Here is a 25,846-nt window from a genome sequence, read left to right on the forward strand (position 1 = left end):
CAATTTTACTTGACATCCATTTTTTGTTAAGAAGAAGGTTTTACTTTGTTTTAATCAAGCATAATCCCAAAAAGGTAATTGCACCATTGAGCAGTAATTTCTCAAATCCGAATTGATAACCATTTAACCATTCCTTTGAATTAACGTCGATTACATAAGTTAGGATAGGAGCGGCGATACAAACATAAGGCACAAGCTTGTCTTTAATTGGCATCTTGGTGAAAAGTCCAAAAGAAAATAGTCCTAAAAGTGGACCATAGGTATAACCAGCAATATTAAATACCGTTGAAATAATAGACTGACTACTTATTGCATTGAATATCAAAATGATGATAAAAAAAAGAGCAGAGAAACCAATATGAGTGTAATGCTTGATACTGTTTCTTTGTTTTTCTTCATATTTTTCAATGTGCATAAAATCGATACAAAAAGCTGTTGTCAATGCAGTTAGTGCTGAATCTGAGCTGGCGTAAGTTGCCGCAGTAATTCCTAACAAAAAAGTAACCGCAGCTAGCATTCCAAATTCTCCGCCTAATGCTAATTTAGGGTACAGTAAATCTGTTCTTTCAGGAATTTGGAAACCGATTTTGTCGGCATAGATATAAAGTAAGGCTCCCAAGCAAACGAACAGCAAAGTGGTTACAGCGAAAGTACAGCAAAACCAAAACATATTTTTTTGTGCTTCGCCGATGTTTTTACAGGTAAGGTTTTTTTGCATCAAGTCTTGGTCAAGCCCAGTCATTACAATAGCAATAAAAATACCTGCGATAAAATCTTTGCTGAAATGGTGTTTGTAAGAAAAATCATCAAAGAAGAACATTTTAGCATATTTACTTTCTTGAATGGTAGAAACTAATCCGCCAACACCTAAATCTAGTTTGTTTGCAATCAAGAAAATTGTTAAAACCAATGCTGTCAATAGGAAGAAAGTCTGTAAAGTATCTGTAACAATAATTGTTTTTACACCACCACGATAAGTATAAACCCAAATAAGGGCAATCGTTACTAAAGCAGAAATCCAGAAAGGAATATTCCAAGCATCGAAAATGGCTAATTGAAGTACTTGAACTGCCAAAAATAAACGAGCAGCAGAACCCAGAGTACGGGCTAACAAGAAAAAAGAAGAGCCAGTTTTATAAGACATCTTCCCTAATCGTTTATCTAAATACGTATAAATTGAAATTAAATTTAATCGGTAATATAAAGGAAGTAAAACCGTTGCAATTACAAAATAACCAACTAAATTGCCTAATATAATCTGATAATAAGAAAGCGATACTTTACCAACATCACCCGGTACAGAAATGAACGTAACCCCAGAAATTGACGTTCCAATCATACCGAAAGCAACTAGCCACCAAGGAGATTGTTTGTTTGCTGTAAAAAAAGTATTAGTGTCGGCACCTTTAGAAGTATAATGGGCAACTATTATAAGCATTAGAAAATAAACGGCTAAAATCCCGAAAGCTAATCCTGTAGTCATAAATTTTTGGTATTCAGTTTTGTGAACATCAAATTTGATATTTTTTGTTAAATTTGCTATCATTTTAAAAGATAAATATTTTTACAAATGCAACCATTTGAACAATTCGAAGAAGAAGTTGATGTATTAGAAGAAGTTGTTGGGGTAGATCAATGTGACCTCATCGTGTTTAATGACGAAGTAAATACATTCGAGTTTGTGATTGAAACACTGATAGATGTGTGTGGACATTCTGCTGAACAAGCAGAACAATGTACATTATTGATTCATTTCAAGGGTAAATGTGCTGTGAAAAAAGGTACTTTTGAAGAACTCGCTCCGATGAGAAATGATATTTGTCGTCGTGGAATTGCTGCGGAGGTTCAATAAGCACGTTTTTTCAGTAAAATTTTTCAATTACTTCAAAATCAACATTCCCCAAACTCTTGAATTATCCATCCAAACTCATAGAAAATGCTGTTGAAGAAATCTCAAAATTACCAGGCATAGGGAAAAAAACAGCATTGAGAATGGCTTTACATCTATTAAAAAGAGATGAAAAGCAGACGCTCCATCTGTCTGAAGCCTTAACGGCTATGAGAACAAAAACACAGTATTGTCGTCAATGTCATAATATTTCAGATGATACTCTTTGTGGAATCTGTACAAATCCTAAAAGAGATGAATCTGTACTTTGTGTAGTGGAAGATACTAGAGACGTACTAGCGATAGAAAACACTTCTCAGTTCCGTGGACTCTATCATGTTTTAGGAGGAATCATTTCACCATTAGAAGGAGTTGGTCCTGGAGATTTGAATATAGATTCATTACTTAATCGTATTGCAGAGAAACAAAATACTGATGCAGCGATAAAAGAAATTATTTTAGGGCTTAGTCCTACAATGGAAGGAGACACTACGGCGTTCTATCTTACAAAGAGACTTAAACCGCTTAGTGTAAAAATTACAACGATTGCCAGAGGAATACCTATCGGTGGAGATTTAGAATATGCAGATGAAATAACGTTAGGAAGAAGTATTGTAAGCAGAATTGTATATGAGTAAAATTTAATGATAAAATTTGTAAAACCTGTTAGTCATGAAAAAAATCTTATTTATTGTTCTTTTGGCTATTTTGCCCACGCTCGTTAAAAGTCAAATCTTACTGAAAGCTCAACCAGATTCATCTGCTTCATCATTGTTATCTCCGATGATGAAAGATTATTTACATTCGTATCAGCAGAAGAATAATATTAAACGATTTCCTCAAAAGCCAATCGGTTTAGATCAAATAAAAAAATCTGTAGAAAATATTGATAATTTAATCATTGTAAAACCAGATTTGGCACAAATGTCAAAAATGCCAGTAGTGCAACCACCAGCAGATATTCATCATCATTTAGTAATTATTTCTCCAAAAGAATCGAATCGAGTTACTCCTGAAAAATAATCTCAAATTATTAAAAAAGGGAAATTAGATTTCATTAACATTTCAAACAAAATATCCAATGAACCGTAAAAATTTCTTAAAGACAACTTTGGCATCGGCTTTTGCATTGTCTGGTTTAAATTCATTTAGTTTTTCATTAAGAAGAAGTTATAACGATAAATTACCAAAGCTTACTTTGGATGAAGTTGTTTTAGAATCAGCACCTTTTTCATTAGCAGCATTGCCTTATGGTCCTGAAAGCTTAGAGCCAAATATTGATAAGTTGACGATGGAAATTCATCATGGTCGTCATCACAAGGCTTACGTTGATAACCTTAACAAAGCAATTGTTGGAACTCCTTACGAAAAGCTATCTTTGTGGGATATTTTAAAAGAAGCAGGCAAAGCACCAGCTGCTATTAGAAATAATGCAGGTGGACATTGGAACCATACTTTTTTCTGGAATGTGATGTCTCCTAAAGGCGGAGGTACTCCTAAAGGTGAGTTATTGGAAGAAATCAACAAAACATTTGGTTCGTTCGATAAATTTAAAGAAGAATTTGCCAAAGCTGGAACTACTCGTTTTGGTTCTGGTTGGGCTTGGTTAATTGTTCAAGACAAGAAATTAGTAATTACTTCAACACCAAATCAAGATAACCCTTTGATGGATGTTGCAGAAAAGAAAGGTTCTCCAATTTTAGGATTAGATGTTTGGGAACACGCATATTACTTAAAATATCAAAACAAACGTGCGGATTACATTACTGCATTTTGGAATGTTGTAAATTGGGATGCTGTTTCAAAGAATTTTGAAAATATCACAAAATAATATTCTTGGTTCTGTACACAAATATGTACAGAACCAAATTTGAAAGCTTGAAAAGGTTTATCATTTTTAAAACCATTGAGAAATTTGATAAATAACATTTACAAACATGAATTCTGAAACACTTCTCGACACAATTCCATCACTTGATTTAGCAGATTTTCTTTCGGATAATCCCGAACGTAAAGAAAAATTTGTTCAAGATTTAGGAGCTGCTTTTAATAATATTGGTTTCGTAGCCATCAAAAATCATGGTTTAACCAATGACGATACTGAAAAACTTTATGATAATGTGCAGAAATTTTTCTTTTCTCCAGATGAATTAAAAATGCAATATGCCATTGAAGGAATTGCTGGACAAAGAGGATATATTAGTAAAGGAAAAGAAACAGCTAAAGGTTTTAAAGTACCAGATTTAAAAGAATTTTATCACGTTGGTCAGCCTAAAGTTGATGATGGAGATCCTATTTGGGAAGAATATCCAGATAATGTTTTTCCAAAAGAGTTACCTGATTTTGAAAAATATACACTTCATACTTACAAAACGCTAGAAAATGCTGGTAAAACCTTATTAAAGGCTATTGCGTTGTATTTAGAATTACCAGAAGATTATTTTGAAGAAAAAGTAAAACATGGAAATTCTATTTTAAGAGCGATTCATTATTTTCCGATTCTTAATCCAGAAGCATTACCTGAAGGAGCTGTTAGAGCAGCCGCACACGGAGATATTAATTTGATTACTTTATTGATGGGGGCTTCAGCGGAGGGATTAGAAGTTTTACGAGCTGATGGTGTTTGGATTCCAATTACTTCTTTGCCAGATTATGTTGTGGTAAATGTAGGTGATATGTTGGATCGACTAACAAACCATAAATTAAAATCAACGATTCACCGTGTGGTAAATCCACCAAAAGAAAAGTTAGGGACTTCTCGTTTTTCAATTCCTTTCTTTATGCACCCACGTTCGGAAATGAACCTTACTTGTTTGGAATCTTGTGTTGATGCTACTCATCCAAAAATGTATGTTGATATGACGGCAGGTGAGTTTTTAAATGAAAGACTAATTGAATTAGGCTTAAAGAAGTAATTTTATTATTTACATAGAATCCATGAGATTGTAAAATATCTCATGGATTTGTTTTTTAATTTATAAAAGCTATTTATTATCCAAATGAAAAAAATCAGAAGACTCATCTTTCTCCAAGACGTTCTGATTCTTGCTTGTACTTCTTTTGGAGGTCCACAAGTACATTTGGCAATGTTTATTGACCGTTTTGTTAAAAAAAGGAATTACCTCACAGAAGCTGAATTACTTGAACTTCAAGCTTTATGTGGATTTCTTCCTGGGCCTACTTCTACACAAACAATTACTGCATTAGGTTACAAAATCGGTGGACCAAATTTAGCGTATCTAACTTTACTTGTTTGGATTACTCCAGCAGTAACAATTATGACTGCCGCAGCTTTTGGAATGACCTATCTTAGGAATCGAGATATTATTAGGTTTATCCAGCCGATAGGAGTAGCCTTTATTATTCATGCAGGTTTTGTATTAGGAAATAAAGTAATTAAAAATATTTCTGGGATAGTATTAATGATTCTTGCCGCTGGCTTTGCATTCTATTTTCAGTCGCCTTGGGTTTTTCCTATTTCATTGATAATTGGAGGAACATTTACAGCATTCAATTATAAAGATTATCCCCATCAAACGAAACATAAAATGGTTATTCCTTGGGCTAACTTTAATTTGTTTTGGCTTTTTCTATTATTTTTGGCAGTACTTGGTCATTTTACAGATTATGAACCGATTCGTTTATTTGAAAATTTTTATCGTAATGGAAGTTTAGTTTTTGGAGGAGGACAAGTACTTGCACCAATTCTTTACACTGAATTTGTAGAATTTAAAGAGTTAGTAAGAGCTGATGATTTTTTGACTGGGATGGCACTTTCCCAGGCCTTGCCAGGACCAGTTTTTGCATTTACTTCTTATTTAGGTACTTTAGTAATGAAAGAAGGCACTTGGTGGGAACAATTATTAGGAAGTGCTGTTGGTGCGGCTGGTATTTTTTTGCCGGGTACTTTTTTGATATTTTTTGTTTATCGAATCTGGGGACAGCTAAAACAATATAGAGGAATTAGAGCCTCTTTGGATGGAATAAATGCCGCTTCAATCGGATTGACGTTAGCGGCTGCCATAACTTTTATCGTTCCAATGGTAAAGCAAGTAGATATTATTGGGATTGTCACCGTAATTGCTACATTTTTAATCTTACAATTTACCAAGATTCCAAGCTTTTTTATATTCTTGGGAGGGCTGATATTAGGCTTTATCTTTTAGGAAACAAAAGCCATTTCAAATGTTACTCCAAAATGGCTTTCCTTATTTTACTTCAACAATCCTAAAAGGTACTTACCATAACCACTTTTCACCAGTGGTTCAGCTACTTTTCTGAGTTGTTCTTCATCAATAAATCCCATTCTGTAAGCCACTTCTTCGATACAACCTACTTTTAATCCTTGTCTTTCTTCAATGACTTGTACAAATTGTCCTGCTTGCATTAATGATACAAAAGTTCCAGTATCTAACCAAGCTGTTCCTCTATTCAATACACCAACTTTTAATTTACCTTGTTTTAGGTATTCTTTGTTTACGTCGGTAATCTCATATTCTCCTCTTGGCGAAGGGGCGATATTTTTAGCAATTTCAACCACTGAGTTATCATAAAAGTATAAACCTGGTACTGCATAATTTGATTTTGGTTCAACTGGCTTTTCTTCAATAGAAAGTACATTGAAATCATTATCAAATTCTACTACTCCATATCTTTCTGGGTCATGTACTTGGTAAGCATACACCACTCCGCCTTCTGGATCGTTGTTAGATTGAAGTAATTTACTTAATCCACTTCCGTAGAAAATATTATCTCCTAAAACCAAAGCGACTTTATCATCACCGATAAACTCTTCTCCAATTACAAAAGCCTGAGCTAATCCATTTGGTAAGGGCTGCTCTGCATATTCAAATCTACAGCCTACTTGAGAACCATCTCCCAAAAGCTTTTTGAAATGAGGTAAATCGTGAGGAGTTGAAATAATTAAGATTTCTTTAATGCCCGCCAACATCAAAATAGAAAGCGGATAGTAAATCATCGGTTTATCGTAAACAGGCATTAATTGTTTACTTACTGCTAAGGTTAGTGGGTGAAGACGGGTTCCCGAACCACCAGCTAAAATAATTCCTTTCATTTTGTCTTGGTTTATCGGTTTGTGTACATTGAATCGTAATATTTCTGATAATTTCCTGAAGTAACATTATCAAGCCATTCTTGGTTGTTCAAAAACCAATCTACGGTTTTCTCAAGACCTTCTTCAAATTGTAAAGATGGTTTCCAACCCAATTCATTCATGATTTTGGTAGCATCAATGGCATATCTTAAATCATGTCCAGCACGGTCAGTTACATAAGTAATTAACTGTTCTGAAGTTCCTTCTGGTCTTCCGAGTTTGCTGTCCATGGTTTTACAAACCAATTTTACGATGTCAATATTTTTCCATTCGTTAAATCCACCGATATTGTAAGTTTCGCCAAGTACTCCGTCATGGAAAACGGTATCAATTGCTCTAGCATGGTCAACTACAAACAACCAATCTCTTACATTTTCACCTTTACCATAAACAGGTAAAGGTTTATTATTCAAGATATTGTGAATCATTAAAGGTAATAATTTCTCTGGAAAATGATTCGGACCATAGTTATTAGAACAGTTCGTAATCACTACGGGTAACTTATAAGTATTACCATAAGCTCTTACAAAGTGGTCAGACGAAGCTTTTGAAGCAGAGTAAGGAGAGCGAGGATCGTAAGGAGTTGTTTCTGTAAAGAAATCTTCAGGATTGTGTAATTCTCCATAAACCTCATCCGTAGAAACATGATAAAAACGCTTTCCTTCATAACCTGATGCTTTCCAAGTATTTTTAGCAGCGTTCAACAAATTACAAGTACCTACAACATTGGTCATGACAAAAGCCATTGGTTCAGAGATAGAACGGTCAACATGAGACTCTGCAGCTAAATGAATAACCCCATCAAACTGATGTTCTGCAAATAAAGCGTCGATAAAACTAGCATCAACAATATCGCCTTTTACAAAAGTATAATTAGGTTGATTTTCAATATCTCTTAAATTCTCTAAATTCCCAGCATAAGTTAATTTATCCAAATTAAATATTTGATATTCAGGATATTTAGTAACAAATAGTCTGACAACATGTGAGCCAATAAAACCCGCTCCGCCTGTGATTAATAGTTTCTTCATAAACAAGTATTTTGTAAGTAAATGGTTATTCCTTATTTTTCAATTAACTTTTTTTGCCAGTTCCAAGCGTCGCCTAAGGCATCAGTTAATGTTTTTTCGGTTTTCCAACCTAAGATTTCGTTAGATTTTGTGCAATCTGCATAAACAGCTACAACATCACCATCACGTCTTGGTTTTATACTGTAATCAACTTTTAATCCAGTTGCAGCCTCAAAAGCGTGAATCACATCCAGAACCGAACTACCTGTTCCTGTTCCAATATTGAAGAAATCATAATATTGTCCTTCTGGTTGTTTCAACAATAAATCTAATGCCGAAACGTGTGCTTTTGCTAAATCAACTACGTGAATATAGTCACGAACTGCAGTTCCATCTGGTGTTGGGTAATCGTCGCCAAATACTGCTAAGGCTCCTCTTAATCCTGCAACACTTTGAGTTAAGAAAGGTACAAGATTGGCTGGAACACCAAGTGGTAATTCACCAATCAAGACACTTTCATGAGCACCAATTGGATTAAAATATCTCAATGAAATAGCATGAAAGTTCTTTTCGCTATTCACAGTATCTTTAATGATTTCCTCACAAACTTGTTTGGTGTTTCCGTAAGGAGACATTGCAGGTTGTACTGCTGAGTTTTCTGTTACAGGGAGAGAATCAGGTTGCCCGTAAACAGTACAAGAGGAAGAAAAAACTAGGTTATTTACACCATATTCCAACATTTTTTGAAGCATCAATACCGTTGCTGAAATATTATTTTTGTAATACTTCAAAGGATTGGCTACCGATTCGCCAACGGCTTTATTCGCTGCAAAGTGAATAATACCATCAATTTTTTGTTCAGTGAATAATGTATCCCATGTAGCTGCCTCAGAAATATCTCCTTCATACAAAGTAACTGATTGTCCGATGATAGTTTCTATGCCAGTGATAGCACTTTTTTCAGAGTTTGAAAAATTGTCAACGAGGACTGTTTCGTATCCAGCATTGTGAAGTTCAACTACTGTGTGAGACCCAATAAAGCCTGCACCACCTGTTACTAAAATTTTCATATTTTAAGTGAATCCAGAAAAAAGGAAGAGTTAAGTCAAGTTATTATCGCTTGTACAAAATATTCTGCACAAATTGATAATAAGTATGAGGTTGTGAAAAACAAATTTAGCATAAAGCCTTTCTAAAACAAAAAATATATAATTGCTTTTTGAATAAGAATTATCATTAAAAAAGAACCTGAAGCACAAATTTGCACTTTTGAATAAGAAATGTTATTTTTAATCAATTTAAACGTGACAATATGAAGCAATCAGAAATTAAGGCTTTAGTTTCCTTATTAGAGGACGATGATAACGAAGTATTAAATCTTGTAGAAAATAAAATTAGATCTTTGGGTGGGTCAGTAATTCCATTTTTAGAAGACCGTTGGGAGGAGTCTTCTTTGAGTCCTTATACCCAGAAAAAAATTGAAGATTTAATTCATGATTTACAATATGAAGCCTTTTTTTCAAGATTAGTTACTTGGAAAGAAAATGGTGCGGAAGATTTATTAGAAGGAATGTGGGCAATCGCTACTTATCAATATCCTGAGCTTTCTATTGAAAAACTACGTCAAGATTTACAACAGATTTACTATGAAGTTTGGTTAGAAATTAGGGATAATATGCACCCGATGGACCAAATCAAAACATTGAATTCTGTGATTTTTGGAAAGTTGAAATTTGGGGCGAATACGAAACATTTTCATTCAGCTTCAAATTCAATGTTGAATGTAGTGATGGAATCGAAAAAGGGAAATCCTATTTCACTTTGCGTGATTTACTTATTGATTGCTCAAAAACTAAAATTGCCTGTTTGGGGAGTAAATCTTCCTAATTTGTTTATTTTGACCTATAAATCTGAACAAATGCAATTTTATGTCAATGTTTTTAATAGAGGTTTAGTTTTTAGTAAAGTTGATATTGATAACTATATTTCTCAGCTAAATATAGCTCAAAATGAAATTTTTTATCAACCTTGTAGCAATTTAGATATAATCAGACGAGTACTCAGAAACCTGACTTTAGCTTTTGAAAAAGTGGGAGATGACGATAAAGTACAAGAAATAGAAAAAGCATTGAAAGAGATGATGAAGTAAAAATTTGTTGCTCAAAACTATATTTGAGCAACAAATTAAATTCAAAACTCACAATTCATGATTACGTTACTGTCAATACATAATCATCAAAGTAAATCACTAAAAGTTCATGCTCAGTTTTTAGTTGACCTTCGATAAAAATTTCGCCTCTTAATTTACTTGGCTTTTCTTCAAATGGCTCGATGTAAATATTGTCTTTGAAGGATAAATTCTTTTTCCCATACCATTTGTACAAACTTTCCTTAGCACACCAGTAAATACAAAGTTTTAGTAAATCATTTTTTGAATGTTCTAACTCGGAAGAACTCAGAAACTTGTGTGCAACTCTACTTAATTTATCAGAGATTTTTTCTAAATCAATTCCTACTTCTTCGTTTAAACTAATTACAACAGCAGCATATTCATTGGTATGTGTTAGCGAAATGTATGCAGTGTGATTATGAATGAGATACGGATTTTTGAATGAATCTTTACCAATGCCATGATAGTTTAAATCGAACAAAGTCATGGTGTGTTTTGCACAAGTTCTACTTGCTAGCCATTCTAATTGTTTGGTAGGATGGCTCACATCTGAAAGACTAATTAAGTCTTTTTCATTAATCCCAAGGTATTCCAAATAGAATGATACTGTCTCCTCAATTTTCCAAAGAGTTAAGATACTTTTTTCAGAAATATTTTTACAAAAAATTATTGCCATTTAACTATCCTGTAATTCAAAGCAATACAAACTCTTGGAGAGCTTAAGCCGCTTTGATTGTTGTCATTAGACGCAAAATAAACTATTTTTGCTTAAATAAAGATTTTAAATTTTAAACGCTACTTATGCAAGTTGATAGAATAGATACATTTTCTGGTCATCGTGACTGTGTTTATACGCTTGAAGGTAGTGCAGATGCTACACAGTTTTTTTCGGCAGGTGGCGATGGACTTGTGGTAAGATGGAATTTGCAAAAGCCAGATTTAGGAGAGTTAATCGCACAAGTTCCGGCTTCTGTTTACGCAATTTGTTTGGATAAACAGAGAAATCAGCTTTGGGTAGGACAAAATTTTGATGGTATTCATCTCATTGATGTTACGCTTAAAAAAGAAATAAAATCTTTAAAAATCACGTCAGCTTCTATATTCGATATTAAAATACACGAAAACATAGCTTTAATCGGTTTATCTGATGGAATTATCGTTGTAATGGATGTCGATACTTTTAGTGTAAAAAAGCATTTAAAAGCTTCTGAGAAAAGTGTTAGAAGTATTGATATAAATGAAAAAACAAATGAATTTGCGGTAGGATACAGTGATTTTTCTGTAAAAATCTTTGATTTACAGGATTTTTCATTGAAATTAGTGATAAATGAACATTCAAATTCAATCTTTTCCGTTTGTTATTCACCAGACAAAAAATATTTATTAACTACTGGGAGAGATGCCCATTTGAAGGTTTGGGATGTTGCTCAAAATTATCAACTAAAAGAAAACATTGTAGCACATCTTTTTGCAATTAACCATATTACCTACCACCCAACTGGTGATTTTTTTGCAACTTGTAGCATGGATAAATCCATCAAGATTTGGGATGCGATTAGTTTTAAATTATTGAAAGTAATTGATAGAGCCAGACATGCTGGACATGGAACATCAGTTAATAAACTTTTTTGGAGTACTTACGAAAATCAGTTGATTTCTGCCTCCGACGACAAACAAATAGCAGTTTGGGGATTGAAAAGCTAGAATGAGTCTTTTTTTAGAAGCCAAGCATTTTGCGACCAAATTAAACAATTAAGAAAATGAGAATTACTCCATTAGAAATAAGAAAACATACTTTTGATAAAAGCTTTAGAGGTTACGATACAGAATCAGTTGAAGCTTTTTTACTTTCGCTTTCACAAGAATGGGAACGTGTTGGTGATGATATGCGCCAGTCAAAACAAAAACTAGAAGTAGCTGAACGTGAAATCATTAGAATGAAAGAGATTGAAAATAGTCTCTTTAAAACATTGAAAGCCGCCGAGGAAGCCCAAGACCAAATTAATATCAAAGCTCAGAGTGAAGTAGAACAATTAAAAGAAAATGCTAGAATCCAAGCAGAAGAAATTTTGAATGAAGCACGTAAAAATGCTAAAATGATTGTTTCTGATGCAGAAAATAAAGCCAAGTTTTTAGTAGAAGAAGCCGTGAATGATTTGAAAAATTATGAACGTGACTTCAAAGCAATGGAAAAATACAAAGAGTTTTTGGTCGTTGAACTAAAACGCTTTGCTAATGATACTTTAGAAAAAGTTGCAAAATTTGAAGATAATCTAAGTACAAGAACTACTTTTCAGAAAATTGAAAATGTTGTAGAGAAATCTGTTGCTACTGTTTTGCCTCCAAATGAACTAAAAAAATCAGTTACAGAAGAGCCAGTAAAACAAGCACCAACAATTCCAGTTAAGGAAGAAGTATTTATTGAAAATGCACCTTTATTTGCTAAAAGTGATGAATCAAAAAATGAAACAGAAATTCTTTTTGAACCTGCCAATGATTTTGATGATGAAAACGAAGAATTGCCAGAAGTACATAAAATATTAGAAAAACAAGACCAAGTTATTTTTAATGCCAAAGCGGATGAATTGGTAAGAGAAATGAGAACCATAAAAGTAAAACCAAGAAAACCTGGAAAAGATGATGGACTCCCAACGGTTTCATCAGTCATGGAGGAATTTGGGAAAGATAATTCAAGTGGAATCTCAAACGGTGGCGGTTCTTTTTTTGATGATTTGTAGCATAATTTAAAAACAATACTTTTAAAAGTATTTAGAAATAAAAAACAATGGGAATAATTGCCCTTGAAGGCATTGAGTTTTTTGCATATCATGGAGTATATGCAGAAGAACAAAAAATTGGGAATCGCTATCAAATAGATATTGCGATTACGACTGATTTCTCGGAAGCTGCTGAAAATGATAAACTTAGCGATACAGTGAATTATGGCGATGTGTATGAAATTATTTCTGGAGTGATGAAAATTAAAGCAAAGTTATTAGAACACATAGCCCAATTAATTATAAAAAGTGTTCGGAATCGCTATCCAAAAGTAGAATTAATAGAAGTTTCAGTATCCAAATTTAATCCACCTATCGGAGGTGTTTGTACAAGAGCAAAAGTAACGCTGAAAGGATAAATAAATTTATGGCACATCAAGTAACGATTAAAGATTTAGCTCGCCATTTGAATGTTTCTGTGGCAACAATTTCTCGTGCTTTGCGTGACATGCCAGAAATAAAACCAGAAACTCGTCAGGCAGTTTTACAATTAGCAAAGGAGTGGGACTATCAACCCAACATCTTAGCAACAAGTTTGGTAAAAAGTAGAACCAAAACCATTGGAGTAATTGTACCTGATTTGGCTTATCATTTTTTTGCTTCTGTAATAAAAGGTATTGAGGCTGAGGCAATTGCTCGTGGATATAGCTTGTTGTTAACACAAACCAGCGAGTTATATGAAAGAGAATTAATCAATGTCCAAAACTTATCGAGAGGTCAAGTTGAAGGTTTTATCATTTCTCTTTCTCAGGAAACCGTTGATTTAGATCATTTAAAACGCTTACAAAGAAAAGGAATTCCTCTCGTTTTTTTTGACAGAGATGCTCAAGAACTTGATGTTTCTAAAGTAATGGTTGATAATATTGGTGCCGCTTATGAAGCCACCAAACATTTAATTGATAATGGTTGTAAAAGAATTGCTTTTTTAGCTGGTCCACAGAGTGTTACTGTGAGTAATCAAAGATTAGAAGGTTACGGAAATGCTTTGAAGGATCATGGAATGTTGGTTGAAGATGAGCTGATTGTTCACGGAGAATATGCTTTGTCTAAAGCGGTAGAAATAACACATCATCTATTAAATCTTGAAAATAGACCAGATGGGTTAATTGTTGTGAGCGATCGTTTGGCTGTTGGTGCAATTTCGGCTTTAAAAGCAAGAAATATCAAAATTCCTGATGAAGTAGCAGTAGTAAGTTTTAATGACGAACCGATTTGCACAGTTATTACACCAACTTTATCAAGTGTTGCTCAGCCTACTTTGGATATTGGAAGAAATGCAACCGCTTTGTTAATTGATGAAATTGAAGATGCTGAAGGTAGTTTTAAGCCTGAAATACAAATATTGAAAACACAATTAATCGTCAGAGAGTCATCTCGACGATTAAAATAATATAAAAAATAATGAAGCCCGAAGAAATCAATATTTACTTCGGGCTTTATTATTTTTTTAAAGCAAAGTAGCATCTAAGCTGATAGTTGCATTAAAAAGTTTTGAAATTGGGCAATTCACTTTTGCATGATTTACCAATTCTTCAAATTTATCTTGTGTCAAACCTGCGGCTTTAACAGAAGTTGTTAATTTGATTTCGTTGATAGCACCATTTTCTAAAATTACTTGTGAGTTTGTATCAATAACATCAGCCACAAAGCCAGCACCTTGTAAATTGAATGCTAATTGCATAGAAAAACATCCTGCATGAGCTGCCGCAACTAATTCTTCTGGATTAGTACCAATACCATCTTCAAAACGAGTATTGAATGAATATTGAGTGTTACTCAAAACACCACTCGGACTCGTTAATGTACCTTTACCATCTTTACCTGCACCAATCCATTGGGCAGTAGCACTTCTTTTGATTTGCATGATTTTTTTATTTAAGTTTATGAGACAAATTTACTTCAATTCATACACCGAGTAAATGTACATTTAGCTCTTTTTGTTGTACATTTTTCCCAAGTACATTTTTAGTCAATATAGCTAATTCCTAAAGTTTCTAAATCGTCTTCGGCTAATTCTGAAGGTTCAATATAAATATTTAAAAGTTTTGTGTTATCATTTCGTTTCCATTCTTCGGCAGCATCATCTAGCACTGTCAAGATAATTTCTCTAATCTCATCATTCTCTTCTTCCAGAAAATTGTCATAATTTTTGAAAACAATACGAATATCATTTTCGTCAAGCCAATCTAAATCATTAATTAGCTCATCAAATGAATCCATATTCGGATTGAAATAATCAGGAAAACGGAGAGCATCACTCAGAATTTTATAGAAAGCTTCAGCAGTATCTGCTTTTTCACCATCAATGATAGCTACTAGAATATTGTTTTGAGATATTTGAGTATATGCTTCTTTTAAAATGTAATAATTTGCCATGGCATTATTTTATTTCAACAAATGATTGATAGTGATTTTTAGTATAATAGGCTTTTTTGTCGGAACCAGTTACCAACCTTTCGGCACCTCTGTTTTTCCCTTCAATTTTTGGGTAAATATCCCACTCTCGATAATAAATATTCTGATTGTTTTTATCTTTTTTAGGAAGTATTCCTTCGTAGTTACCAAATTTTCTACCACCTACATAGCCATTTAATGAATGCCCATTTTCTCGAACAAATTTCAATACTTTTATTGCTTGCTGTGGAATTTCTTGAGAATTATTATTCTTCACAGAGGCACTTTGCTGAAGTACTTCATAATAATAAGTTTTTTCACACGTTTCAGCAATGTAATTGTGATTATTGAGAATCACATTTTCAGTAGAATAACAGTTTGCTGAAAAACATGCAAAGAGAAAAGAGATTACCAACGTGATAGTACGAAGCAATAGATTTTTCATAGTTTAAGATAGTTTTGGTAAAACTACAAAAGAAGTTTTGAATTTTATTTGACAATACTTTTTTTAATACAAAAATCATGACCAAAGTGTTTTACTACCAATTTGGTCATGATTTTGATAGAATAAATTTACAGTAAATTATAATTCAATCAAGTTTGGATAATCTTCTTATAAAGCTTGTATTCTCGTTCCTCTCAAATTTGCAAAACCATTAAAATTTCACGAAATTTGTATAAAATGGCATTTTAAGGGTACTTAAAATTATACCAATTGATTTTGTTATTGATAAAAATCAAAAAAGGTACGTAAGTCCCTTCAACCAAACCTTATTTATATGTCAGAACAACATAGTAACATTATTTCGATTAACATTGAGGACGAAATGCGTGGTGCTTACATTGACTATTCAATGTCGGTTATTGTGTCTCGTGCCTTACCAGATGTCCGTGATGGATTAAAACCAGTTCACCGCCGAGTACTTTTTGGTATGGATGAATTAGGTGTAAATTACAACAAAGCTTACAAAAAGTCAGCTCGTATCGTTGGTGAAGTAATGGGTAAATTTCACCCACATGGTGATTCCTCAGTATATGACACCATGGTTAGAATGGCTCAGGAATGGTCGTTAAGGTATCCACTTGTTGATGGTCAAGGGAACTTTGGTTCTGTTGATGGTGATTCACCTGCGGCGATGCGTTATACTGAAGCTAGATTAAAGCGAATTGCAGAAGAGCTTTTAGGTGACCTCAATAAAGATACAGTCGATTTCCAAAATAACTTCGATGATTCTCTTCAAGAACCTACTGTACTTCCTTCAAAAATTCCCAATTTATTATTAAATGGTACTTCTGGTATTGCAGTAGGGATGGCCACCAATATGGCACCGCACAATTTAACAGAAGTAGTAGAAGGAATTATTGCCTACATTGATGATAGAGATATTACTATTGAAGGCTTAATGCAGTACATCAAAGCCCCAGATTTTCCAACGGGAGGTACTATTTATGGTGTTTCTGGTATCAAAAATGCTTTTGCTACGGGTAGAGGAAGAATCGTAGTGCGTGGAAATGCTACTTTTGAAACATCAAAAACAGGCAAAGAACAAATTATTGTTTCTGAAATTCCTTACATGGTCAATAAAGCTTCATTGATTAAACAATGTGCTGATTTGGTAAATGAAAAGAAAATTGAAGGAATTTCTGAAATCAGAGATGAATCTGACCGTGACGGTATGCGTATCGTTTTTGATTTGAAAAGAGATGCAGTTCCAAATGTGATTTTGAACAATCTTTACAAGCAAACAGCATTACAATCTTCATTCTCTGTAAATAATGTTTGTTTGGTAAAAGGTCGCCCTTATACGCTGACATTAAAAGATTTGATTCATTATTTCGTTGAACACAGAAACGAAGTAGTAATTCGTCGTACTCAATACGATTTGAGAGAAGCGCAAAAAAGAGCTCATATTTTAGAAGGCTTTATTATTGCCCTTGATAATTTAGATGCAGTTATTAAACTTATCCGTGAATCACGTGACCCACATACGGCTCAAATAGGTTTGATGGAACAGTTTAATCTTTCTGAGATTCAATCAAAAGCAATTCTTGAAATGCGTCTTCAACGCCTTACTGGTATGGAGCGTGACAAGATTTTGGCTGAATATGAGGAAATCAAACGTTTGATGGAAGATTTACAAGATATTTTGGATAGACCAGAACGTCAATTGCAGATCATCAAAGACGAATTGATTGAAATTAAAGAACGTTACGGTGATGCTCGTCGCACGCAAATCAACATGACAGATGATGAATTCTCGATTGAAGATATGATTGCAGATGAGGAAATGTTAATTACTGTTTCGAATCAAGGTTATATCAAACGTACTCCAATCAGTGAATATAAGGCTCAAGGAAGGGGAGGAGTAGGTTCTCGTGCAGTAGCTACAAAAGATAGCGATTACACAGAGCATCTATTTACTGCAACCATGCACAATTGGTTACTCTTCTTTACTGAAAGTGGAAAATGTTTCTGGTTAAGAGTATATGCTGTACCTGAAGGACAGAAAACTGCTAAAGGAAGACCCGTTCAAAATTTAATGAATATTGAAAGTGGAGATTCAATCCGTGCAGTAATCAATGTGAAATCGCTTACTGATCCAGATTACATCAATAATAATTTCATTGTGATGTGTACTGAAGATGGAACGATTAAGAAAACCACATTGGAAGCTTACTCTCGTCCACGTCAGAATGGTATCATCGCTATCACGATTAGAGAAAATGATAGATTATTAGATGTTTCGTTAACGAACGGAAATAATCATATTATCATTGCAACGAATACTGGTCGTTCGGTTCGTTTTGAAGAATCACGTGTTCGTCCGATGGGTCGTTCAGCAGCTGGTGTTAAAGGTATTTGGCTTGACGAAGAAAAGCTTGATGAGAAAGCTATTGGAATGGTTTGTATCGAAGACCCAGAAACACAACAATTATTAGTTGTTTCTGAAAAAGGCTTCGGAAAACGTTCGGATGTTGAAGATTATCGTTTAACAAACCGTGGTGGAAAAGGAGTGAAGGCACTTAATATAACTGATAAAACAGGTAACTTGGTAGCAATCAAGGAAGTAACTGATAATAATGATTTAATGATTATTACTAAATCAGGTATTTTAATCCGTATCGCTGTAGCTGATTTACGTGTAATGGGAAGAAATACCCAAGGCGTTAAATTGATTCGTTTGAAAAATGAATCAGACGAAATCTCTTCTGTAACTAAAATTGTTAAAGATCCAGAAGAAGAAATTGTTACCGATATTACACCAGAAGCTGATGTAGATACAACATCTACTGAAGGTGAAGCAATCAAAGAATAGCTATTTTAAGAGAGTACTTTTGTAAAATCGCAATAAAATGCGATTTTACTTTTTCAATAATTTAATAAATAGAAACCATTTCCAAACAGAACAATGAAAAAAATCACACTTGCTCTTTTCGCAATACTGATGACAGCAGGAGCAGCCTCTGCTCAAATGGACAAACTTATGGTTGAGGCTAATCGTAAAACTATTTCCGATGCGGTAAAGAAAGCTGATGCGGCTGTTACTAAGAAAGATTCGGCAAAAGCTAAAACTTGGTTGACTCGTGGAGAGGCTTATTTAGACCTTGCTAATTCTCAGGACTCGGTGTTGACGAAAGGAGAACCTTTAGCAGCTTACAAAGCTGTAGAGTATTTCAAAAAAGCAATTGCCCTCGAAAAAGACGGAGCAGCTGGTGTTGCAGCCCAAAAATATCTTTTACTTACTTATGCAAAAGACGGAAAACCAGAAGTTGAAGGACAAAAAACTTTTAGTGCTTTCATGAATGGTGGTATTGCTAAATATCAAGCTAAAAACTTTGCTGGTGCTGTAAAAGATTTGCAAATGGCATCTGAAATTAGCCCTAAAGATACAACTGCAGCAATGTACACAGGTGTGATTGGTCAAATGGCGAAAGATGATGAAGCTGCAAAAGCTGGATTTGAAAAATTTCTTGATTTAGGAGGGAAGGATCCTGCAATGATTTATGCTCTAGCACAGATTTATAGAAATGAGAAAAATGAAGAAAAAGCAATTTCAACATTAGAAAAAGGGATTGCTCTTCATCCAAATAACAAAGATTTAAAGTCAGAGAAAATCAATTTACTTTTATCTTTCAAAAAGATTGATTTAGCGATTAAGGAACTTGAAAGCTCAGTAGCTAAAGGTAACAGTAATCCTCAAGAAGTATTGAATTTAGGGATTCTTTATGAAAACAAAGCACAAGAATTTGCTCCTGAGATTCGTTCTTTAAAAGAAACTTTAGCAGATAACAATGCTGATGCTTTAAAGAAAAAAATTCAAGCACAGAAAGATAAAGTAGGAGCTTATGACGAAGAAATTAAGCGTTTGACTGACAAAATCAAGAAAGATCCAAAGAGTGCAGCGGCTTCAAAAAAACAAATTGCATCTGTAAAAGAAATGCAAAATGAACAAAAAGCTGAATTAACAAAGCTTAACGAAGAGGCTGCAAAACAAGCTTCAAGTGGAGTTAATGTAGAAGAAGTGACTAAAAAATTGGCTGATTTAGAAGCAAAACAAAAAGAAGCTAAAGAATCAGCTTTAAATTTCTACAAAAAATCATTAGACTTAGATCCTAATAACTATGATGTTAATTTCAATTTAGGAGTAATGAGCTTTAATGAAGCTGTTGAGATTAAGAAAAAAGTTGATTTGTTAGACATGGCTGCTTACAAGATAGAAGGTAAGAAAATCGAAGAGCAAGCAGACAAGAAATTCAGAGAAGCTTTACCATATTTTGAGAAAGCGTATTCAATCAAACAAGAAGATGATTTGAAATCTAGTTTGAGAAGCTTATATCAGATTTTGAAAATGGAAGATAAACTTAAAGCTTTAGGAGAATAAATTAAATTTACTTGTTGAAGTAAATAAAAGACCTCAGTAATCTGAGGTCTTTTATTTTGTCTTAATGTGTGGAAATATTATAGGTTTTTACGTTTAAATGTTTTATTTAACATAATGTAAATTATGAAACATTAAAATTTTATAAATTAACGCTCAATGTTGAGGTAGATAATGAAGAGTTAAGAAAGAGAGTATTTTGCATTTACGCTGATAATTAGGATGTTATACCTATTGTGAGATTTGTAAGTGTTTTTTGTTAGGCACTGAGAATCTCATGAATATTTAAATGAATACTTCTGTCTTGAATATTTAATTCTAAAGCAACTATATATTCAAGACAGAAAGCTTAATTATGCTGCGATAATACTTTTTAAATCAGCCGGAGAATATTTTACAGATTTAAGGACTTTGTTATCTGAAATTCTATAGACTAAAAATTTATCTCCATCTTTTACGATTTCAGCTAAAGTGCCATCTTTTTCAAAATAAAATTTTACGGTATCTTCAGCTTCTTCATAAGTATTACAAGCCTTAGACATATTAGATCTTTGTACTTCATTGAATAATTCAACAAATTTATTGCCGAGACCAAATTCTAACACAGCACCAGAAAGGACATATTGAATATCACAAAGAGCGTCAGCAATTTCTACAATATCATTAGCTTCAATGGCTTCTTGTAATTCTTTTAGTTCTTCTGCGATAAGGCTTACTCTTAAATTACATCGTTCTATAGAAGGAATTTGTGGAGTATCAAGAATTGGAGCTTTGAATGTACGATGAAATTCAGCAACTTGATTAAGAGAATCTATACTTTGCATGTTTGAAATGATAATATTTTAATGAAAAATGATTTAATATTAACTAGAAAAATCTAGTTGATTATTTAGTTTTACTAATGAATTTATAAGTGTCTGAAAATTAGATACTTATAAATTCACGTGGAACACCTTGTTTTATGTGTCTGGTAATCAGTTAGTTATATTTTATTTTTTCATCTTCGTGAAACGATTTACTATAAATAATAGATAATAATTTATAGGCATATTGAAGATAATATAGTTGAATAGCTAGCTAGGTGTCAAAAGAACTAGAGTCGGATGGAAAACCGCAAGAAATTTAAAATAACTGCTGTATTGTATTCAAGTTGTATCTTAAAAAAAGAATTAGCTTCTTAAAAATAGTTTTTTTAACTCATTTTTTTTCGTTGTTTTTGATTTTAAACAGCTATTTATTTTAAATAAAACTATATCCTGATTTTTGAAATTAGAGCAAATTAAACTTAAAATTGAGCCCTATCCTATCGAATTATTGAAAGGTAATTCATCAAAATGAATTTGCTACCTCCTATTTTTTGAAGTATATATACTTTTATATATCTTCAAAAAATACAATTATCCCCTATTTCAGACAGGCTTACTTTCCATGAAAGTACCATCTGTATAAAAGATTACTATCCTTTCAATTTGCTTACCAGATGGAGCTGGTGCTTCAATCTCAGGTCGCTCTGTTTTACGCCTTTGTAGGGCGTTTACAGGTGTTTGTACATACAATTGCTCTGGAGTAACATTTTTAATCGATTCTGAAGGCTTTATATCCCTGTTTGAATGTTGCCTAATTGGCTGAGAATTAACTATTTGATTACTATTTTGTACGGTATTGATATTAGGTGATTCATTGTCAAAAAGTAGCCAATCTCTATCAATGTCAGGGAATACCTTCAAAATCCTTTGTACAATGTCTAAACTTGGTTTATTTCTGCCAGAAAGAATATGAGATATGCTGCTACGTTGGATGCCAATTGCATCTGCAAAATAGCTTGGAGACAACCCTTTGTCTATTATTATTTGTTCAATTTTTTTATTTAAATCCATATTACATGTGTAAAATTTACATTTGTGTACAATATTGTAAATTTACATTATAGAAGTAATTAAAACAAATGTAAAGTGTATATAATTACTCAGATTGAACTATGTAAATTCCATCTTCTTTTATAGAGATTTTTTTATCTTTATATAAGCCACCAATTGCTTTCTTAAAATCCTTCTTTGACATTTGTAAATTGCTATAAATGACCTCAGCATCGGTTTTGTCATTGTAAGGTAAAAAGCCTTTCTGTGCATAAAGAGATGATAATATAGATTGTTTAACATTGTCAATTCTATCAAATCCGATTTTTTCTAGTGTTAAATCTATCTTGCTATCATCCCTGATTTTTTTAATGTATCCAATTGTAAATTCCCCTAAATTGACATCTCTAAACACTTCGTTTTTGTATATAACCCCTATTTTACATTTGTTAATTAATGCTTTTATTCCAAGGTCAGTATATTCATAAGGAAGTAACTCCACTTCATCTCTTTCATTTAATGCTTGGGTAACTTCTGGAAGAAACTTATCGATTTTAGCAGATGCCACAATTCTTTGCGTCTCTTCATCAATGTATATATATACTAAATAAGATCTACCAACTGCCATTTTAGAGAGCTGTTCTCCGAAAGGAACGAACAAGTCTTTCATGAGACCCCAGTCTAGGAATACACCTAATTTACTGACATCTTTCACTTTCAAATAAGCAAATTCTCCAACAGTCGCAAAGGGTTTTAGAGTGGTTGCAATAAGTCTATCTTCAGAATCTCTGTAAATGAAGACATCTAAGAATTGTCCTATTTCTGTACCTTCTGGAACATAGACCCTGGGTATTAAAATTTCCTCACCTTCAAAGCCATCTAGGTATAAGCCAAAGTCTAATTCTTTGATGACTTGAAGTCTATTGTATTTGCCTAATTGCAAAGGAGCTACATCGTTAATCATCTGATTTTAATTTAAATGTTTAATTAGAATGAATATTCAGTTTTTTCTAAAAATTACTGTTAAAAACAACTCAAATGAAATATAAGTATATATTTTCATTTCCTCTAATGTATATAGATATAAGCAAAAAAGTCGTGAATTATCACGACTTTTTTGCTTATCAGTAATGGTTATTCCTAAACAACTACATTATTTTCTCTCAAAGCTTGGTTTAAAGAAGTTTTAAGATCTGTACTTTCTTTACGCTTACCAATGATAAGTGCACAAGGAACATTGTATTCTCCTGCAGCAAATTTCTTAGTAAGACTTCCAGGAATTACTACACTATTTTCTGGAACGAAACCGATATATTCAACAGGTTCAGACCCTGTAACATCTATAATTTTAGAGCTACCAGTGATTGTTACCCCTGCACCTAGTACTGCACGCTTCCCAATTCTTGCACCTTCAACGACAATACAACGTGAACCAATAAATGCACCATCCTCAATAATTACAGGAGATGCCTGAGGTGGCTCTAAAACGCCACCAATTCCAACGCCACCACTCAAGTGAACATCTTTACCGATTTGGGCACAACTACCCACTGTAGCCCAAGTATCAACCATTGTCCCAGAATCTACATAAGCACCAATATTTACATAAGATGGCATCATGATAACTCCTTTTGCTAAAAAAGCTCCATATCTTGCTACAGCCGGTGGTACAACACGAACGCCTAAATTAGCATAATTATTTTTTAATTTCATCTTGTCGTGAAATTCAAAAATACCAACCTCTTGAACTTGCATTTGACGAATTGGGAAATACATTACTATCGCTTTTTTTACCCATTCATTTACTGTCCAAGTACCATCTTCGTTTGGATTAGCAGTTCTTAGCTCACCTTTATCAACTTTATCAACTACTGATTCAATAGCTTCTTTTGTTTCATCAGAAGACCTCAAACTAGGGTTTTCCCAAGCGTTTTCAATAATTTGTTTTAAATTTTCCATTTAAATATTTTGAATATCGTTACTTATAATTAGTGTGCAAAGATAAACTGTTTTTATACAAAGTCAGAGAATTTCTACAGATTAGAAAGAATATTTTAGCTTATATCTCTATTCATTGTAAGTATTTAAAATATTTATCCCGTTCTTGTAATGTACAATTCTTTACTTTATATAAATGTGTTTAAGTATCTGATTTTTATTACATTATGTTTATTTTAAAATTTATTGAAAACAATTGGCAGAATATTATTTGGTGGTATTTTTACTCAATTTTATGACAGTTTGTCATAACAGATAAACTAGATTTATTTGTTCAAGATAAAATAACCAATTTTATAGTTATTCATCATAGTGTTTGCATTATATCATTTAACTATCTACGAGGGAATAAATGAGAGTTCTCTTATAGTTTCCATTGTAACTTAAGTAATTCGGTGATAGTAATGTTACTCCTATCCCATTACTATTTACATGGTCTAATTTGTAGTTTTTTCATTTGTATAGATCTCATTCTTAAAACTAAAGGCTTTACACTCTTAGCTTTAAGAATCTATTTTACATCATATATCTCCAGAAAACTTGTATTTAAAGCAAAGATGTATTAGTAACTTAAAATAAATTAGCTACTATTTTTAGTAAATTAAATGAAATTTTTGAGATTTTACTAAAAATATTACCTGTTATTACTAAACAACTTGCTAATATTATGTATTGAAAACACTTGTATTATTATTCTTAAAACTCTACTTTTGTACTGTAGATTTAATCATTATCCCTTATTTAAAATGGCAAAGGTAAAAGTTGCAATCAACGGTTTCGGACGCATAGGACGCTTAGTCTATCGTCAAATTTATAACATGGAAGGTATTGACATCGTAGCAATCAATGACCTAACTAGTCCTAAAGTATTAGCTCATTTATTAAAGTATGACTCAGCTCAAGGACGTTTCAATGCAGAGGTAACTTCTACTGATAACACAATTACTGTTAATGGTGAAGAAGTAACAATTTATGCACAGAGAGATCCAGCACTTATTCCTTGGGGTAAACACGAAGTTGATGTTGTATTAGAATGTACAGGATTCTTTACAGACAAAGAAAAAGCTTCTGCTCACATCACTGCTGGTGCTAAAAAAGTAGTAATCTCTGCTCCTGCTACTGGAGATGCAAAAACAATTGTATTCAACGTAAATCACGATATTTTAGATGGTTCTGAAACAGTAATTAGTGGTGCTTCTTGTACAACGAACTGTTTAGCTCCAATGGCAAAAGTATTAGAAGAACAATTTGGTATTGTAAACGGTTTAATGACAACTGTTCATGCTTATACAAACGACCAAAATACTTTAGATGCTCCACATCCAAAAGGTGATTTAAGAAGAGCTAGAGCAGCTGCTGAAAACATTGTACCAAACTCTACTGGTGCGGCAAAAGCTATCGGCTTAGTACTTCCTTCATTGAAAGGTAAATTAGATGGCTCAGCTCAAAGAGTTCCAACAATCACTGGCTCATTAACTGAACTTACTGTAATTTTATCTAAAAAAGTTACTGCAAGCGAAATCAATGAAGCAATGAAAGTTGCATCGAACGAAAGCTTTGGTTATACTGAAGATGAAATTGTAAGTAGCGATGTAATTGGTACTTCTTTCGGTTCATTATTTGATGCAACTCAAACTAAAGTACAAAACGTAGGTGATTCTCAGATTGTTAGAACTGTATCTTGGTACGATAACGAAATGTCTTACGTTTCTCAATTAGTACGTACAGTAAACTATTTCGCTCAATTGATTAAATAATTT

26 protein-coding genes are annotated in these 25,846 nt (G+C 33.1%); 14 read left to right on the top strand and 12 right to left on the bottom strand.

Features of this window, described 5'->3' with window-relative positions; translation table 11 throughout:
* Positions 1-40: 40 nt before the first annotated feature.
* Positions 41-1,483, bottom strand: coding sequence for a sodium:solute symporter (locus VB776_RS10980; RefSeq protein WP_323328946.1), 1,443 nt, complete (start codon positions 1,481-1,483; stop codon positions 41-43).
* Positions 1,484-1,570: 87 nt separating this feature from the next.
* Here VB776_RS10980 and VB776_RS10985 point away from each other — a divergent pair, with 87 nt between their 5' ends.
* The 6 genes from VB776_RS10985 (at position 1,571) to chrA (ending at position 6,054) form a co-directional block, all read left to right on the top strand.
* Entirely contained in the window at positions 1,571-1,852 is a 282-nt protein-coding gene (locus VB776_RS10985; protein ID WP_323328947.1) for an ATP-dependent Clp protease adaptor ClpS, read from the top strand.
* 56 nt (positions 1,853-1,908) lie between these two features.
* On the top strand, positions 1,909-2,526 hold the full coding sequence (gene recR / locus VB776_RS10990; RefSeq protein WP_323328949.1) for a recombination mediator RecR: 618 nt from the start codon (positions 1,909-1,911) through the stop codon (positions 2,524-2,526).
* A gap of 34 nt (positions 2,527-2,560) precedes the next feature.
* A complete protein-coding gene (locus VB776_RS10995; RefSeq protein ID WP_323328951.1) occupies positions 2,561-2,911 on the top strand; it encodes a hypothetical protein in 351 nt (116 codons plus the stop codon).
* A gap of 58 nt (positions 2,912-2,969) precedes the next feature.
* Positions 2,970-3,719, top strand: a complete 750-nt coding sequence (locus tag VB776_RS11000) for a superoxide dismutase (protein WP_323328952.1) — start codon at positions 2,970-2,972, stop codon at positions 3,717-3,719.
* A 106-nt stretch (positions 3,720-3,825) separates the two neighbouring features.
* Positions 3,826-4,803, top strand: a complete 978-nt coding sequence (locus tag VB776_RS11005; RefSeq protein ID WP_323328954.1) for an isopenicillin N synthase family dioxygenase — start codon at positions 3,826-3,828, stop codon at positions 4,801-4,803.
* A gap of 84 nt (positions 4,804-4,887) precedes the next feature.
* Positions 4,888-6,054: a chromate efflux transporter gene (chrA, locus tag VB776_RS11010; protein WP_323328956.1), complete on the top strand. Its 1,167-nt coding sequence runs from the start codon at positions 4,888-4,890 to the stop codon at positions 6,052-6,054.
* Positions 6,055-6,101: 47 nt separating this feature from the next.
* On the opposite strand, the gene rfbA is transcribed toward chrA, so the two are convergent.
* From rfbA to galE, 3 genes are read right to left on the bottom strand one after another with little or no spacing between them, the layout of a single operon-like run.
* Positions 6,102-6,962, bottom strand: a complete 861-nt coding sequence (gene rfbA, locus VB776_RS11015; RefSeq protein WP_323328958.1) for a glucose-1-phosphate thymidylyltransferase RfbA — start codon at positions 6,960-6,962, stop codon at positions 6,102-6,104.
* An 11-nt stretch (positions 6,963-6,973) separates the two neighbouring features.
* Positions 6,974-8,032: a dTDP-glucose 4,6-dehydratase gene (gene rfbB, locus VB776_RS11020; RefSeq protein ID WP_323328960.1), complete on the bottom strand. Its 1,059-nt coding sequence runs from the start codon at positions 8,030-8,032 to the stop codon at positions 6,974-6,976.
* Positions 8,033-8,064: 32 nt separating this feature from the next.
* Entirely contained in the window at positions 8,065-9,081 is a 1,017-nt protein-coding gene (gene galE, locus VB776_RS11025) for a UDP-glucose 4-epimerase GalE (RefSeq protein WP_323328962.1), read from the bottom strand.
* 242 nt (positions 9,082-9,323) lie between these two features.
* Between galE and VB776_RS11030 the strand changes: the two genes are divergently transcribed.
* Positions 9,324-10,160: a transglutaminase-like domain-containing protein gene (locus tag VB776_RS11030; protein ID WP_323328964.1), complete on the top strand. Its 837-nt coding sequence runs from the start codon at positions 9,324-9,326 to the stop codon at positions 10,158-10,160.
* 61 nt (positions 10,161-10,221) lie between these two features.
* On the opposite strand, the gene VB776_RS11035 is transcribed toward VB776_RS11030, so the two are convergent.
* The gene (locus VB776_RS11035) at positions 10,222-10,857 is read right to left on the bottom strand and encodes a 4'-phosphopantetheinyl transferase family protein (RefSeq protein ID WP_323328967.1); all 636 of its coding nucleotides are present in this window, start codon (positions 10,855-10,857) and stop codon (positions 10,222-10,224) included.
* Between the two features lie 125 nt (positions 10,858-10,982).
* On the opposite strand from VB776_RS11035, the gene VB776_RS11040 reads away from it, so the two are divergent.
* From VB776_RS11040 to VB776_RS11055, 4 genes are read left to right on the top strand one after another with little or no spacing between them, the layout of a single operon-like run.
* On the top strand, positions 10,983-11,885 hold the full coding sequence (locus tag VB776_RS11040; RefSeq protein WP_323328969.1) for a WD40 repeat domain-containing protein: 903 nt from the start codon (positions 10,983-10,985) through the stop codon (positions 11,883-11,885).
* A 56-nt stretch (positions 11,886-11,941) separates the two neighbouring features.
* The gene (locus VB776_RS11045; RefSeq protein ID WP_323328971.1) at positions 11,942-12,919 is read left to right on the top strand and encodes a DivIVA domain-containing protein; all 978 of its coding nucleotides are present in this window, start codon (positions 11,942-11,944) and stop codon (positions 12,917-12,919) included.
* Between the two features lie 47 nt (positions 12,920-12,966).
* Positions 12,967-13,317, top strand: coding sequence for a dihydroneopterin aldolase (folB, locus tag VB776_RS11050; RefSeq protein ID WP_184135812.1), 351 nt, complete (start codon positions 12,967-12,969; stop codon positions 13,315-13,317).
* 8 nt (positions 13,318-13,325) lie between these two features.
* Positions 13,326-14,348 carry a LacI family DNA-binding transcriptional regulator gene (locus tag VB776_RS11055; protein ID WP_323328972.1) on the top strand — a complete coding sequence of 341 codons (1,023 nt, stop codon included), beginning with the start codon at positions 13,326-13,328 and terminating at the stop codon, positions 14,346-14,348.
* A gap of 57 nt (positions 14,349-14,405) precedes the next feature.
* Here VB776_RS11055 and VB776_RS11060 read toward each other — a convergent pair whose 3' ends face one another.
* From VB776_RS11060 to VB776_RS11070, 3 genes are all read right to left on the bottom strand, one after another.
* The gene (locus VB776_RS11060; protein WP_323328974.1) at positions 14,406-14,822 is read right to left on the bottom strand and encodes an OsmC family peroxiredoxin; all 417 of its coding nucleotides are present in this window, start codon (positions 14,820-14,822) and stop codon (positions 14,406-14,408) included.
* A 101-nt stretch (positions 14,823-14,923) separates the two neighbouring features.
* Complete coding sequence (locus tag VB776_RS11065; protein WP_323328976.1) at positions 14,924-15,334, bottom strand: barstar family protein; 411 nt, start codon at positions 15,332-15,334, stop codon at positions 14,924-14,926.
* A gap of 4 nt (positions 15,335-15,338) precedes the next feature.
* The gene (locus tag VB776_RS11070; RefSeq protein ID WP_323328978.1) at positions 15,339-15,797 is read right to left on the bottom strand and encodes a ribonuclease domain-containing protein; all 459 of its coding nucleotides are present in this window, start codon (positions 15,795-15,797) and stop codon (positions 15,339-15,341) included.
* 334 nt (positions 15,798-16,131) lie between these two features.
* Here VB776_RS11070 and gyrA point away from each other — a divergent pair, with 334 nt between their 5' ends.
* Both gyrA and VB776_RS11080 read left to right on the top strand, forming a co-directional pair.
* Complete coding sequence (gyrA, locus tag VB776_RS11075; RefSeq protein WP_323328980.1) at positions 16,132-18,669, top strand: DNA gyrase subunit A; 2,538 nt, start codon at positions 16,132-16,134, stop codon at positions 18,667-18,669.
* 93 nt (positions 18,670-18,762) lie between these two features.
* A complete protein-coding gene (locus VB776_RS11080; RefSeq protein ID WP_323328982.1) occupies positions 18,763-20,235 on the top strand; it encodes a tetratricopeptide repeat protein in 1,473 nt (490 codons plus the stop codon).
* Positions 20,236-20,585: 350 nt separating this feature from the next.
* Here VB776_RS11080 and VB776_RS11085 read toward each other — a convergent pair whose 3' ends face one another.
* The 4 genes from VB776_RS11085 to VB776_RS11100 all read right to left on the bottom strand — a co-directional run bounded on the left by VB776_RS11085 (position 20,586) and on the right by VB776_RS11100 (position 24,047).
* Positions 20,586-21,056, bottom strand: a complete 471-nt coding sequence (locus tag VB776_RS11085; protein WP_323328984.1) for a nucleoside triphosphate pyrophosphohydrolase family protein — start codon at positions 21,054-21,056, stop codon at positions 20,586-20,588.
* A gap of 585 nt (positions 21,057-21,641) precedes the next feature.
* A complete protein-coding gene (locus VB776_RS11090) occupies positions 21,642-22,109 on the bottom strand; it encodes a helix-turn-helix domain-containing protein (protein ID WP_323328986.1) in 468 nt (155 codons plus the stop codon).
* Between the two features lie 85 nt (positions 22,110-22,194).
* Positions 22,195-23,052, bottom strand: a complete 858-nt coding sequence (locus VB776_RS11095; RefSeq protein WP_323328987.1) for a CvfB family protein — start codon at positions 23,050-23,052, stop codon at positions 22,195-22,197.
* 176 nt (positions 23,053-23,228) lie between these two features.
* Positions 23,229-24,047: a 2,3,4,5-tetrahydropyridine-2,6-dicarboxylate N-succinyltransferase gene (locus VB776_RS11100; RefSeq protein WP_323328990.1), complete on the bottom strand. Its 819-nt coding sequence runs from the start codon at positions 24,045-24,047 to the stop codon at positions 23,229-23,231.
* Positions 24,048-24,832: 785 nt separating this feature from the next.
* Between VB776_RS11100 and gap the strand changes: the two genes are divergently transcribed.
* Positions 24,833-25,843, top strand: coding sequence for a type I glyceraldehyde-3-phosphate dehydrogenase (gap, locus tag VB776_RS11105; protein WP_323328993.1), 1,011 nt, complete (start codon positions 24,833-24,835; stop codon positions 25,841-25,843).
* Positions 25,844-25,846: the final 3 nt, after the last annotated feature.

The sequence above is a fragment of the Arcicella gelida genome (assembly GCF_034931025.1).
GTDB classification, from domain to species: Bacteria; Bacteroidota; Bacteroidia; order Cytophagales; family Spirosomataceae; genus Arcicella; species Arcicella gelida.